Below are 12,834 nucleotides of genomic sequence, written 5' to 3' on the forward strand. Positions count from 1 at the left end.
GGCCCGGAGCGCGCTTTCGCCCGAGTTGCCTCTGGGCGAGAGCCGTCACTTCAGTTGACGCCGCCTAAACCCACGCAGAAGTCGATCAGCGAGTCGATGTCTGTGGATTTATCAAATACGGCATCAGCACCCAGGTGGTAGCACCGGTTGCGAATGTCAGGCGTAGCGTAATTGGTCAGCACAATGACCCGCTGCTGCGGATCACGGTTACGGCAGGCTTCTATCACCCCCAAGCCGCTGCCTTGCTTAAGGAAAAGGTCCACGATGACCACGTCCCATTGGTCACGGTGATCCTGTAACCACTGCGCGCCGTGGTTTTCGGTTTCCGAAAATCCCACGGATTTCACCCCCGCCAACTCCTCAAGAGTACCTACTAAATTCTCTCGTATGGTGGGGTTGTCTTCGACGATGTATGCGCGCACTGAATGCTACTTAACTACAAAAGGGGTTTGGAGAACTTTTGAAAGGTAAGATTTTGAAAGTTGGTGAAAATAAAACCTAATGAACTGTAAGGGTCATCAACCCAAACAGTAAGGATTTACATCGAATATAAGGGGCTTACGCCGCCCGGTCTGACAGCAGCAAGAGCTTGCGCGTGTAGGACTTTTCCTACGCTTTCAGCGAGTGAGGTTGCACAAAAGGCCTTGTTTGGAGCGTGTGTGCTCGAAGGCGCGTTTCTTGCGAAGTGGCGTAAGTTGGAATACTTCGAGAAACGACGTTCTTATGAATGAGCGGTATGGCCACACACTGGGCACGCAGGATCACGCAGCAGCCGCATTTCATTGAACTCCGTGCGCAGGGCGTTGATCAGCAACAATCGTCCCACTAGCGGAGAGCCGATTCCGCAGAGTACTTTCAGTGCTTCGGCTGCCTGGAGCGTGCCCACCATCCCAACGATAGGCGCGAACACACCCATGGTGGAGCAGCGCGCTTCCTCGACCTCCTGCGTGGGAGGAAACACACAGGCATAGCACGGCGACACGGGGTCTCGCGAGTCATAGACGGAGATCTGGCCATCGAAGCTGATCGCCGCACCGGACACCAGGGGTTTTCGTGTTGCAACGCACGCATGATTGAGTGCTTGCCGAGTCGCGAAATTGTCGGTGCAGTCGATGGCGATGTCGGCCCGCCCCATCAGTTCGGTGAGCTGTTGTGCATCCACTCGCCGGGCGATGGTTTCCACGATCACCTCGGGATTGAGGGCGGCGATGGTCTGCCTGGCAGAATCCACCTTGGGAAGACCCACACGCGCTTCAGTGTGAATAATCTGGCGCTGCAAGTTGGTCAGGTCGACGCTATCGTCATCGACGATAGTCAGGCGACCAACACCCGCACTGGCCAAGTACATCGCCACCGGAGAGCCAAGCCCTCCGGCGCCCAGGATCAAGGCGTGCGCCTCCAGCAACTTCTGCTGCCCCTCGATGCCTAGTTCATCGAGGAGCAGGTGGCGGGAATAGCGCAGCAGTTGCCGATCATTCATCGAACCGCCGCTTCTGCATTACTCGGTCTTGGGCTCATCCTTGCGCTCAACCAGAGTCTTGCTGACCTTGACCGGTTGGCCTTTCAGCTGCGCCAAGCCCTGCAGCAGCGGGAAGTCCTTGTCGCTGCCGTATTCAGGCGGCCTGCGCTGTGCGGCTGGCTTGCGTGATTCTTCCTCAAGCTTCTTCAGCGCTGCTTCGCGCTCTTTTTCCAGGGCGGGATCTGGTTTCTCGGGCTCGCCGCCCACCACCAGGTGCTTTTGAAGGTCAGCTTCCCGCGTGCGCAGCACGGCGTAAGGGCTGCCCTCTGCAGTGTCATCGATCATGATGTCGGGCACGATGCCCTTGGCTTGGATCGTTTTGCCGCTCGGTGTGTAGTAGCGTGCCGTGGTGATCTTCAGTGCGGTGTCCGGCCCAAGAGGGCGAACGGTTTGCACGGAGCCCTTGCCGAAGGTCTGGCTGCCCATGATGGTGGCGCGTTTGTGGTCTTGTAGCGCTCCGGCCACAATTTCGCTTGCGGAAGCAGAGCCTTCATTGACCAGCACCACCAGGGGGACGGTCTTGAGGGCAGCCGGCAGACGCCGGAGAGGGTCGGCCGTACGGCGGCGCATGTAATCTTCTGGACGGGCCTTGAAGATGGACTTGCTTTCCTCGATCTGACCATTAGTGGACACCACGGTCACATTGGCAGGCAGGAAAGCGGCAGACACTGCGACCGCTGCATCAAGCAGGCCGCCCGGGTCATTGCGCAGGTCCAGCACCAGGCCTTTGAGATTGGGCTCGCGTTTGTAGATGTCTTCGATCTTGGTGACGAAGTCTTCTACGGTTCGCTCCTGGAACTGCGAGAGGCGCAGCCAAGCGTAGCCAGGCTCAATCACTTTGGCCTTGACCGACTGCGTGCGGATTTCCTCACGCGTGATGGTGACCGGGAAGGTGCGGCTCTCGTCCTTGCGGAAAATCGTGAGCAGCACCTTGGTGCCTGGCTCGCCCCGCATGCGCTTGACAGCATCGTTCATGGACAGGCCCTTGACGGCCGTGTCGTCGATCTTGGTGATCAGATCTCCCGGCTTCAGGCCTGCGCGGTCAGCCGGTGAACCCTCAATAGGCGAAACAATGCGGATCACTCCATCTTCTTGGGTGATCTCAATGCCCACGCCTACGAAACGGCCGGTGGTGCCTTCTCGAAACTCCTTGTAGGATTTCTTGTCGAAGTACTGTGAATGGGGGTCGAGGCTGGCGACCATGCCGGAAATGGCGTCAGTGATGAGTTTTTTCTCGTCCACCGGCTCGACATAGTCGCTTTTGATCATGCCGAAGACCGCAGCCAGTTGCTGCAACTCCTCCAGCGGCAGGGGAGACAGCGTTCCACGTGCCACGGTCTGCAGCGAAACGGTGGCGAGCGCGCCGGCCAGTGCCCCGGCAGCGACCCAGCCGGCGATTTTGACTTTTTGACTCATGGCGTTGCGGTTCCTGGGTTGATCGAGGTCTGCCTCGATCCAATATACATGTTTGCTTGTCTTGGGGTACGCCAGACTCCGCTTAGTTCCGTGTTTCCCCAGGCTTTTCGCGGGGTTTACGGAGCGCGGACCGTATTCTCAGGCTTTCCCTTGGCTGGCGACTGCTGCTGCTGCCTTGGCGGCTGCTTCTGCGTCGCCCAGGTAATAGCGGCGAATAGGCTTTAAATTGGCGTCAAGTTCGTAGACCAGCGGGATGCCGTTAGGGATGTTCAGTCCCACGATCTCGGACTCGGGGATGTCGTCCAGGTATTTCACCAGTGCGCGGATTGAGTTGCCGTGAGCGGCAATCAGTAGCCGTTTGCCGGCCGATATGGCGGGCGCCATGGATTCGTTCCAGAACGGCAGCACACGTGCCACGGTATCTTTCAGGCATTCGGTGAGCGGAATTTCATCGGCTTTCAGTTTGGCGTAACGAACGTCGCCCCGCTCGCTGCGGGGGTCGGTGGGTTCCAGCGCAGGCGGAGGCGTGTCGTAGCTTCGGCGCCAGACGAGTACCTGCTCGTCTCCGTACTGTTTGGCCATGTCTGCCTTGTTCAGGCCCTGCAGGGCGCCGTAGTGGCGCTCATTGAGGCGCCAGTGCTTGACGGTAGGCAGCCAAGCGCTGTCCATTTCGTCCAGCGTATGCCAGAGTGTGTGTATAGCGCGCTTGAGCACACTGGTGTAGGCCACATCGAATTCGTAGCCCTCGGCCTTGAGTAGCCGGCCGGCCTGCTTGGCCTGTTCGATGCCGGTGGGCGTCAGATCGACGTCTGTCCAGCCGGTAAAGCGGTTTTCTAAATTCCAGGTGGATTCGCCGTGGCGTATCAGAACAAGCTTGTGCATGGGAGGGCCGATTAGGGCTAAAACATTCGAGGATGAACCCGACATTCTAGAATCTCGCCTGGAGTGCTGCTGATGCGGCCCGTTTTTTTATTAAAAGGAACAGTTAAGTGAATTTCTTGATCGCGAACTGGACGCTGATATTGCTGGCCCTCGTTTCCGGCGGTCTGCTGGCGTGGCCCCTGATTTCCGGCGGCCGTGCGGCGGGCGCGCTGACGCCAACCGCGGCAGTGCAATTGATGAACCGGGAGAAGGCTGTGGTGGTCGACGTGTGCGAGACGGCTGAGTACGCCGCTGGCCATGTGACCGGCGCCAAGAACATTCCGTTGGCTGAACTGGAGGCCAAACTGCCCACGACGGTCAAAAACAAAACGCTGCCGCTCATTTTGGTGTGCGCCTCGGGTGCGCGTTCTGCCCGCGCCGTGGGTGTGGCCAGGAAGCTTGGCTACGAGAAGGCGCAATCGCTGGGTGGCGGTATGAAGGCCTGGCGTGACGCTAACTTGCCGGTAGAGACATGAAGTTCCAAGCGGCGTCAGGTACCTTTTTTATCCGAATCGCAGTAGCCGCCAGTGTTTTTCTGTTCGGTGCATCATGGGCAACCGCACAGCAGCCTGAAAGAGTTAAAGCCATGCAGATAGTCAAAATGTATTCCACGGGCACGTGCCCTTACTGCATCCGTGCCAAGCAAATTCTGAAGAGCAAGGGTGTCGATCAGATCGAGGAGGTCCGCGTTGATCTCGATCCTTCGCAGCGTAATGTCATGGCCGAGATCACTGGCCGGCGTACCGTGCCGCAGATCTTTATCGGTGGCACGCATGTGGGCGGGCATGATGATCTGGTAGCACTGGATGCACGGGGAGGGCTGGACCCCCTTCTGGCGGGTCGGTAAATTCTTGAGGGCACTAGGAGGCTGTGGGACTTGGAGCGCCGATAGCGAAAATGGACCGCTGCGGCCCATTTGCAGCCGGCGATTTCCAAGTCCGACAGCCTCCTAGGACGAGCATGTCACCGGCTGCTGAGATAATGCTCCCGTACGCTTCCTAGGCGCATCAACTTGTTTAGCATTTGTCACGGGTATCCGGATAGATGGCGAACATGTTCCAAGGGCCTTTTCAGGCCAGTGCTGCAGCGGGCATCCCTGCAGCGCGTTTATTTACAAATACCAACCGAGAATCCTTATGGCTGATCCCGTGTTCAACATCCAGCGCGTGTACCTCAAAGAGGCTTCACTGGAGCAACCCAATTCACCTGGCATCTTGCTGGAATCGGAGCAGCCATCCGTAGAGATCAATCTTGGCGTCAATGTCGAGAACGTCACTGAAGGCATCTTCGAGGTCTGTGTGAGTGCCACCGTGCAAACCAAGATTCAGGACAGGACTGTGTTCCTGGCTGAATGCAAGCAAGCCGGCATTTTTGAAATCCGCGACGTTCCTGAAGACCAGATGGGTGCCGTTGTGGGTATTGCCTGCCCGCAGATCGTCTATCCCTACCTGCGCGGCAACGTGGCAGACCTGATTACGCGCGCTGGTTTCCCGCCCGTGCATCTGGCTGAGATCAATTTCCAGTCCATGTATGAGCAACAGCAACAAGGCGCTGGCGCGTCTGTTGTCACTCAGTAATCAAGTCTTGACGGTTTTTGTCCAGGCATGAAGATCGTCATTATTGGCGCAGGGGCTTTTGGTACAGCCATCGCAGTGAGTGCTTGCCGGAATCCGGCCGGGCACTCGGTGGAGCTGTGGGCGAGGGATGAATCCCAGGCCGCTGTCTTGCACAGCGAACGCCAGAATGCGCGTTATCTGCCTGGCATTCCACTGCCCCACGAACTGCTGGTGCGCGGGGGTGATGCGGGCACCCTGGCGGCCCATAGCGGCTGGGTTGACTTGGTGGTGGTGGCCACTCCAATGGCCGGGCTGCGGCAGGTACTCACCTCGCTGCGAGGAACCAGGGCGCCCATTGCCTGGCTCTGTAAGGGCTTTGAGCCTGCGCAGGACGAGGCCGCCCCCTATCCCTTTGGCTTGTTGCCTCACGAGGTGCAGCGGCAAGCCGCGCCCGAACTGCTCGCTGGAGCGCTCAGCGGCCCCAGCTTTGCGCAGGAAGTCGCACGTGGTCAGCCCACGGCGCTGGTGGCTACCAGCCGGCATGCGGAGGTGCGCGACGCACTGGTTGCCGCTTTCCACGGCCTGACTTTGCGCGTGTACGCCAATGATGATTTGCCAGGCGTTGAAGTGGGCGGGGCAGTCAAGAATGTGTTGGCCATTGCCACCGGCCTGGCTGACGGCATGAACCTGGGTCTGAATGCGCGCGCTGCCCTCATCACCCGCGGCCTGGCCGAAATGTCCCGCCTGGGGCAAGCGCTTGGTGGGCGTGCAGACACATTCATGGGACTGTCTGGCCTGGGAGATCTGGTGCTGACGGCTACCGGAGATCTGAGCCGCAATCGCCGGGTGGGGTTATTGCTGGCTGAAGGCAAGACGGTGGGTGAGGCCGTGAAGTCGCTCGGGCATGTGGCTGAAGGCGTCTATTGCGCACGTACCGTGTTGCAGCGGGCACGCCATGTGGGTGTGGAGATGCCCATTACTGAAAATGTGGTGGCTCTGCTGGATGGAGAGCTCAAGCCGGTGGAAGCGGTGGCCGCGCTGATGGGTCGCGACCCTAAGGGCGAACTGCTTTGAGAGCCTTCCGCCGAGATGCCCGGCTGATCAGATTTCCAGGTTGTCTATCAGGCGCGTAGCGCCAATCCGCGCTGCGCCCAGGGCTACCAGGTCGCCTGCACCATCTCCTGCCTGAGGTGGCTGCAGATCGCTGCGGCGGCGGACGGTGAGGTAGTCGGGCTGCCAGCCAAGCGCTGCCAGATTTTGCATGGCGGCTGCTTCCAGTTTTAATAGTTGCGCAGTTGAAGCTGTGGCTGCCTCAAGGGCCAGGACTTGTAGCGCCTGCGGCAATTGCAGGGCTTGACTACGGTCAGCGGCGCTCAGGTAGCCATTGCGGGAGCTGAGTGCCAGACCATCGGCCGCGCGTTCGATCTCATGGCCCACGATGTCAATCGGTAGCGCAAACTGACGCACCATATGGCGGATCACCATGAGTTGCTGGTAGTCCTTCTTGCCAAAGACCGCTGTGCCGTGGGCCTTGCCTGCAAAAACGGCCATGAAAAGCTTCATCACGACCGTGGCCACCCCGGTGAAGAACCCGGGGCGAAATTCGCCTTCCAGCAGATCGGCCAGAACGGGATCGGGTTGCACCTTGAAGACCTGCGGCTCGGGGTACAGATCCTTTTCGCGCGGCGCGAACAGCACGTCACAGCCTGCGACCTCCAGCTTTTGGCTGTCGTCGCCGAAGGTGCGTGGGTAGCTGTCGAAATCTTCATGCGGTAAGAACTGAAGGCGATTGACGAAGATGCTGGCCACCGTGGCATCGCCCAGCGGCTTCGCTTGTTCCACCAGCGCCAGATGACCAGCGTGCAGGTTGCCCATGGTGGGTACGAACGATGGACGGGTGGTGTGGCGAAGTGCGTGGCGTAGTTCGGCGATGGAGTGGACGATTTGCATGAAAGTCGGTGTGTGTGGTCAGGAGCGGTTCTGGCGTGCCCATTTTCTGGGCTGCACGTTTATTAAATTGAGAACGTTTTTCGTAAGTTTGAAGTGTGAATTGCCCGGGATAATCAAGAGTTTGGCTGGAGAAAATCGCTGTTCATGAGCACTTTTGCTATCGTTTTATCCCTGTTGCTGCTGATGTTCTTTGCCTATCGCGGCTACACAGTGCTGCTCTTGGCGCCCATCATGGCGATATTGGCAGTGCTGCTGTCCGGTGATGTGGCCCAGGTATTGCCCATCTACACCGAAACCTTCATGCGCGCGATGGGCAACTATATGCTCGCGTTCTTCCCCATTTTCCTGCTGGGTGCGCTATTTGGCCAACTCATGGCAGATTCCGGCGCCGCCATGGCGATCGCCAAATGGATTGAACGCACGCTCGGCAGCAAGTACGCCAGTCTGACTGTGGTGCTGGCATGCGCCATTTTGACCTATGGCGGCGTGTCGCTCTTTGTGGTTGCTTTTGCCATCTACCCCATTGCCAAGTCATTGTTCCGCGATGCCGACATTCCCAAGCGTTTGGTCGTGCCGGCCATCGCGCTGGGCTCGTTTACCTTCACGATGACGGCTTTGCCGGGAACGCCTTCCATTCAGAACGCCATGCCGATTCCTTACTTCGGCACCAATACCTTCGCCGCACCTGGCCTGGGCTTGATTGGCGGCTTGATCATGTTCTCTCTGGGGATGCTGTGGCTGCGTTCACGCGAGCGGAAGGCGCGCGCTGGCGGTGAGGGCTATGGCCAGCACGAGGACGAGGCCATCCCGCCAAACGCCGCTGAAGTGGTGGGCATGAGCGGAGAAAGTGGCCGTCCTATGCCGCTGTTTCTGGCGCTGCTGCCATTGGTGCTGGTGATCGGCATCAACGCGCTGTTCACCTACGCCATTTTTCCGGGCAAGGATTGGAGTTTCATGGAGCAGAGCTTTCCGCATCTCGCTCCCTCCCGGCAAGCAGGCATGTGGGCCTTGATCATTGCGCTCGCTACCTCCATCGTCGTGCTGCTGTTCGCTGGTTTTGGCCGCTGGGCCAATCTGCGGGAAAGCATCAACAAGGGCGTTCTGGGTTCTATGCTGCCTATCTTCAACACTGCATCCGAAGTAGGTTACGGCGCGGTTATTGCCGGGCTGGCGGGTTTCACGCTTATCCGCGATGCGGTACTGAATGTCTCCACCAATCCCTTGATTTCAGAGGCTGTCGCCATGAACGTGCTGTCCGGTATCACCGGCTCATCCTCGGGAGGGTTGTCGATCGCATTGCAGACCCTGGGGGCTGATTACCTTCGCATGGCCAATGAAGCAGGCATCAGCCCGGATCTGCTGCATAGGGTGGCTGTGATGTCAGCCGGTGTATTTGATTCGCTCCCGCATTGCGGCGCGGTGATCACGCTGCTTTCGATCTGCAAGTTGACGCACAGGCAGTCGTATCTGAATCTGGCTGCGATGACTATTGGGGCGCCCTTGATTGCGTTGGCGGTGGTTATTGCTTTGGGGACGGTGTTTGGGAGTTTTTGATGAGCGGGAGATGGGTCGCCATTTGAACTCACGCTTGCGGGAGAGCCTGATGCAAACACGCCTGTCGGCTTGAGCCCCGGAACCCGAGGCGGTGGACTGGTTTTACCCCCTCTCCCGCATGCGGGAGAGGGCGGGGGTGAGGGCGAGCGGCGGTCGATTGAAGCGCTGCGGTTGCTAGTTACCCTTCGTTCTTTTTCCGAGGTCGGAGGCCGGGAATGCCCCCGGCAGTGCACCTACGTTTCTTTGCTCGCCAAAGAAATGTAGGCCAAAGAAAGGCGACCCCGCCGGACGCGTCCCTGCGCTGCGCTCCGGGCAGCCTGCGATGCTCGTTCGAGGGGCGGTGCAGCCGAACTCACTGCGTTCACTTCGTTCTCTACGTTCAAACAGCGGCTGCAAGCTAGTTCACGAAGCAAGAGCATCTTTCAGTGCTCTTGCCCGCCCCTCGCCCTCCGCTTCTCAGCGCGGCCAGAGGGGTGGGGAGCCTGACTCGGGCCATTGCTACGCTCGGCCCTGCACTGTCAGTCGCAAGCGAAGGGCTTACCCCCTCTCCCGCAGGCGGGAGAGGGAGGGGTGAGGGTCAGCGTCTCAAGCACCACCATCCTTTTCAGGCCCACATCGGCAGGATTATTTCGGACATCATGCGCGCTAAAAGGAGCTCCTTCATCATGGATGCCTACCCTCACCCCAGCCCTCCCGCTTGCGGGAGAGGGAGCAAGATCGGAAGGCCGCAGAGCAGGCCATATGAGGGTAGCCGCGGAGCTGGCTGCGTCCCCCTGGGGGAAGGCGCGCCAGCGCCTCAGGGGTAGGCCGATCGCCGGAAATGGAGCAAGGTCAGAAGGCCGCGGAGCAGGCCATACGAGGGTAGCCGCGGAGCTGGCTTTGCCAGGCCGCTGGCTGCGTCCCCCTGGGGGGAAGGCGCGCCAGCGCCTCAGGGGGGGGATCTATAAGCCAGACGAACGTATATGGGCGCGAACGCCTCTGCCTGGGTAATCTCGACCAAGGTTTCCTTACCCAGTTCAAGGAGTGCCAGCAGAGTGACGACGAGCACGGGCGCACCTTGTTCGATGTCGAAAAGCTCTTCGAAGGGCGCAAAGCGACGGCCTTGCAGCTTCTTCAGCACCAAGGTCATGTGCTCACGTACGCTGAGTTCCTCGCGGCTGATCTTATGGTGAGCCACCAGCTTGGCACGTCCCAGGATGTCGCGCCAAGCGGCCTGGAGATCGGATAGCTCGACATCAGGAAAACGCGGTGCGAGGCTTTGCTCCACAAACACCTGCGCTTTGAGGAAATCACGGCCGTATAGCGGCACCTCTGAGAGGCGCGCGCCGGCGAGTTTCATGCGTTCGTATTCCAGCAGGCGGCGCACCAGCTCTGCACGCGGATCTTCTGGCTCCTCGCCCTCTGCCACTTTGCGAGGCGGCAGCAGCATGCGCGACTTGATCTCGATCAGCATCGCTGCCATCAAGAGGTATTCGGCGGCGAGTTCCAGGTTTCTGGAGCGGATTTCTTCGACGTAGCTGAGGTATTGGCGCGTGACGCCAGCCATCGGGATGTCGAGGATGTTGAAGTTCTGCTTGCGGATCAGGTAGAGCAGCAGATCCAGCGGGCCTTCGAAGGCTTCAAGAAAAATCTCTAGCGCATCAGGGGGAATGTAGAGATCCTGCGGCATGGCGAACAAAGGTTCGCCATAGAGACGGGCCACCGCCACATGGTCGATGACTTGAGGAGTCGCCACTTCCTCTGCCGGTGCGGGGACCAGCAGGGCGGCGGCATCAACAGTCGGCTGCACGCGCTTCAATACGAACTATTGACCTATTTAAGAGGCGGTTTGGTAGACATAAGGCTTCTGGGGAACACGCGCGGCGCTGAATTCGGATTGCAAATCCCTGTCCTGCTTGCGGTCCCACAGCAATGCACGGCCTTGCACTTGAGCCTGATCCAGGCCCGGTTTTTCGTGCTTGAGCTGCGCGATGAAGTCGGTGGTATCCGAGGTGTAGTGGGGACGGCGAAAAATGTTGGCGATGGACATAAACTATTGCTGTGGCTATTCGGGATTGGCTGGCAGCCTGTAGCCAGCCGGCGTCCTCTTGGAGAGGCGGTGGCTATAGATTTTACCGGTACCCCAACTATGCAAAGCTTTCGACCCCCATTCTTATCCCGCCGGCTGGCGGGCGTGCTGCTTGCGGTAAGCCTGTTGGGCCTCGCGGCTTGTGACCCGCAGGCCATCAAGGAGCTTGAAGAGGGCCTCTCTACGGAGGCCGATGTGGTGGCGCGATTCGGTCAACCCGAGCGCGTTTGGAACGGTTCTGGCGGGACTCGCGTCTTCGAGTACAACCGCCAGCCCGCAGGTACGCAAAATTACATGATCAGCATCGGCCCAGACGGCAAGATGAGTGCGTTGCGGCAAGTGCTCAACCCCGACAACTTCCGCAGGGTTCAGGCCGGTATGGGCGTTGAGGAAGTGCGCCAGATGCTGGGCAAGCCGGCTCGGCAGATTCCCTATGCGCTCAAGCGCGAGGTGGTTTGGTCGTGGCGCTTCATGGATTCTTCCGAGAACGCCAAGAAGATGTTTCATGTGGTCTTCAATCCTGAATACCGTGTGATCCGTACAGAAACAGGTCCGGACATGGATAGCACCGAAATGCAAGGCGGTGGTTGATGCCTCAGGCCTTGAAAGTGGGAAGGCCATGGAGGGTGATGCTGGCTTCGAGTACGCATGCTATCGGCCAAGGAGTCGCCGTGGTGCTGGCGCTGCAAGCGGGTGCGCTGGTTCGCAGCGGTATGGGGGTGTTCATTGCAGGGCCAGCCAGTGGCAAGGACTATTCCTATCCGGGTTGCGCACGGATTGATCTCAGTGCTCCGGAAGATGCAGCTTTGGCGGCCGAACGATTTGGCGTCGATCTGATTGTGGCGCTGACACCGCCGTTTTACAGCGTGGTGCACGCACCTCGAGTTTGTTCCGTGCTGGCATATGACCATGGAGAACCCCCTGCTGAGTGGTTTTCCGACCATGCGGAGCGTCTCAAGCTACTGGAGGAGAAAGATCGTTCGCTGCGGCTTGCCATGGCTGTGTATGCGAACTCCAAGGCCGTGGCCGATGAAAGTCGGACACCGGTCACAGGTGTGCTCCCTCTGGCCAACGGGCACCTCGGCCAATGGAGTGATGACCGGCTGGCGAGACGGCAGGCCATTCGCAAGGCTCTTGGCTGGTCGGATCGATTCATCGTGCTGAACGTATGCCGTTTTCATGAAGCTGAGCGCCGCTACAAAGGGGTGGACACCTATAGCGCCGTACTGGCTGCGGTGCAGCAGCGCGGCCAAGCGAGCCCCGGCGAGATCGTGTTCGTGCAATGCGGCAAGGCTCAAGGGGCTGATGTGCAGGCCGTGAGTGCGGCTGGCCTGGTGCCCATGGCCAACTTGAGTGATCCACAACTGATCGATATCTATCTGGCAGCCGACGCCTACGCGAATTTCTCGCGCTGGGAGGGCTACAACCTCGGGATAGGCCAGGCACTGGCTATGGGCTTGCCGACACTGGCCTCTGACATTCCCGCACACCGTGAGTTTGGCATCGAAGTCACCAACGACGTCGATCATGCCGCCGACTGGGTGTTGGAATGTTGGCGCGAGCGCGCTTCCTTCCGGAGAGTGGCGCGCCCCACCCATTGGGAGCCGCACTTGGAGCGCTTCACGGAGATCGTGCAATCGCTTTGCGTACGTTCTCAGAAGGTGTGAATGAATCGGGTGGGCATGAGGGATCTGCTCACACCTACCCAGTTCGGCCGAGGTGCGGCCCCGTCATAGCGGAGGCGCGAACCTCCGCGCTCCCTACGTCGCTGCGTTTTGAGCGTCCTGAGGCGCTGATGCTTGCCCCGCCTTCAGTGCCCGGTGGTTCGCCCACATCGGGCAAGCAACGTG

At 59.4% G+C, this 12,834-nt stretch carries 14 protein-coding genes; 7 read left to right on the forward strand and 7 right to left on the reverse strand.

What is annotated here, in order from left to right:
* Window positions 1-50: 50 nt before the first annotated feature.
* The 4 genes from G518_RS0114455 to gpmA all read right to left on the reverse strand — a co-directional run bounded on the left by G518_RS0114455 (window position 51) and on the right by gpmA (window position 3,817).
* Complete coding sequence (locus G518_RS0114455) at window positions 51-422, reverse strand: response regulator (protein ID WP_028603163.1); 372 nt, start codon at window positions 420-422, stop codon at window positions 51-53.
* Between the two features lie 299 nt (window positions 423-721).
* Complete coding sequence (locus tag G518_RS0114460) at window positions 722-1,480, reverse strand: HesA/MoeB/ThiF family protein (protein ID WP_028603164.1); 759 nt, start codon at window positions 1,478-1,480, stop codon at window positions 722-724.
* Between the two features lie 18 nt (window positions 1,481-1,498).
* The gene (locus G518_RS0114465; protein ID WP_028603165.1) at window positions 1,499-2,935 is read right to left on the reverse strand and encodes a S41 family peptidase; all 1,437 of its coding nucleotides are present in this window, start codon (window positions 2,933-2,935) and stop codon (window positions 1,499-1,501) included.
* Window positions 2,936-3,073: 138 nt separating this feature from the next.
* Window positions 3,074-3,817: a 2,3-diphosphoglycerate-dependent phosphoglycerate mutase gene (gpmA, locus tag G518_RS0114470; protein ID WP_028603166.1), complete on the reverse strand. Its 744-nt coding sequence runs from the start codon at window positions 3,815-3,817 to the stop codon at window positions 3,074-3,076.
* Window positions 3,818-3,924: 107 nt separating this feature from the next.
* Between gpmA and G518_RS0114475 the strand changes: the two genes are divergently transcribed.
* The 4 genes from G518_RS0114475 to G518_RS0114490 all read left to right on the forward strand — a co-directional run bounded on the left by G518_RS0114475 (window position 3,925) and on the right by G518_RS0114490 (window position 6,486).
* The gene (locus tag G518_RS0114475; protein ID WP_028603167.1) at window positions 3,925-4,332 is read left to right on the forward strand and encodes a rhodanese-like domain-containing protein; all 408 of its coding nucleotides are present in this window, start codon (window positions 3,925-3,927) and stop codon (window positions 4,330-4,332) included.
* Between the two features lie 110 nt (window positions 4,333-4,442).
* Complete coding sequence (gene grxC, locus G518_RS0114480) at window positions 4,443-4,703, forward strand: glutaredoxin 3 (protein ID WP_028603168.1); 261 nt, start codon at window positions 4,443-4,445, stop codon at window positions 4,701-4,703.
* A gap of 289 nt (window positions 4,704-4,992) precedes the next feature.
* Entirely contained in the window at window positions 4,993-5,433 is a 441-nt protein-coding gene (gene secB / locus G518_RS0114485; RefSeq protein ID WP_028603169.1) for a protein-export chaperone SecB, read from the forward strand.
* 27 nt (window positions 5,434-5,460) lie between these two features.
* A complete protein-coding gene (locus tag G518_RS0114490; protein ID WP_028603170.1) occupies window positions 5,461-6,486 on the forward strand; it encodes an NAD(P)H-dependent glycerol-3-phosphate dehydrogenase in 1,026 nt (341 codons plus the stop codon).
* Window positions 6,487-6,513: 27 nt separating this feature from the next.
* Here the strand turns inward: G518_RS0114490 and panC are convergent, their stop codons facing one another.
* On the reverse strand, window positions 6,514-7,362 hold the full coding sequence (panC, locus tag G518_RS0114495) for a pantoate--beta-alanine ligase (protein WP_028603171.1): 849 nt from the start codon (window positions 7,360-7,362) through the stop codon (window positions 6,514-6,516).
* Window positions 7,363-7,506: 144 nt separating this feature from the next.
* Between panC and G518_RS0114500 the strand changes: the two genes are divergently transcribed.
* Complete coding sequence (locus G518_RS0114500; protein WP_028603172.1) at window positions 7,507-8,916, forward strand: GntP family permease; 1,410 nt, start codon at window positions 7,507-7,509, stop codon at window positions 8,914-8,916.
* Between the two features lie 928 nt (window positions 8,917-9,844).
* Here G518_RS0114500 and G518_RS0114505 read toward each other — a convergent pair.
* Entirely contained in the window at window positions 9,845-10,675 is an 831-nt protein-coding gene (locus tag G518_RS0114505; protein ID WP_245597977.1) for a segregation and condensation protein A, read from the reverse strand.
* A gap of 57 nt (window positions 10,676-10,732) precedes the next feature.
* Window positions 10,733-10,945 carry a DUF3460 family protein gene (locus G518_RS0114510; RefSeq protein WP_028603174.1) on the reverse strand — a complete coding sequence of 71 codons (213 nt, stop codon included), beginning with the start codon at window positions 10,943-10,945 and terminating at the stop codon, window positions 10,733-10,735.
* Between the two features lie 99 nt (window positions 10,946-11,044).
* On the opposite strand from G518_RS0114510, the gene G518_RS0114515 reads away from it, so the two are divergent.
* Window positions 11,045-11,575, forward strand: coding sequence for a hypothetical protein (locus G518_RS0114515; protein ID WP_051236684.1), 531 nt, complete (start codon window positions 11,045-11,047; stop codon window positions 11,573-11,575).
* A 38-nt stretch (window positions 11,576-11,613) separates the two neighbouring features.
* Window positions 11,614-12,651 (forward strand): glycosyltransferase, encoded by a 1,038-nt coding sequence (locus G518_RS41300; protein WP_028603176.1) that lies wholly within the window; start codon window positions 11,614-11,616, stop codon window positions 12,649-12,651.
* The last annotated feature ends 183 nt before the right edge of the window (window positions 12,652-12,834 follow it).

Origin of the sequence: Ottowia thiooxydans DSM 14619 (assembly GCF_000422885.1) — a bacterium.
GTDB lineage: Bacteria > Pseudomonadota > Gammaproteobacteria > Burkholderiales > Burkholderiaceae_C > Ottowia > Ottowia thiooxydans.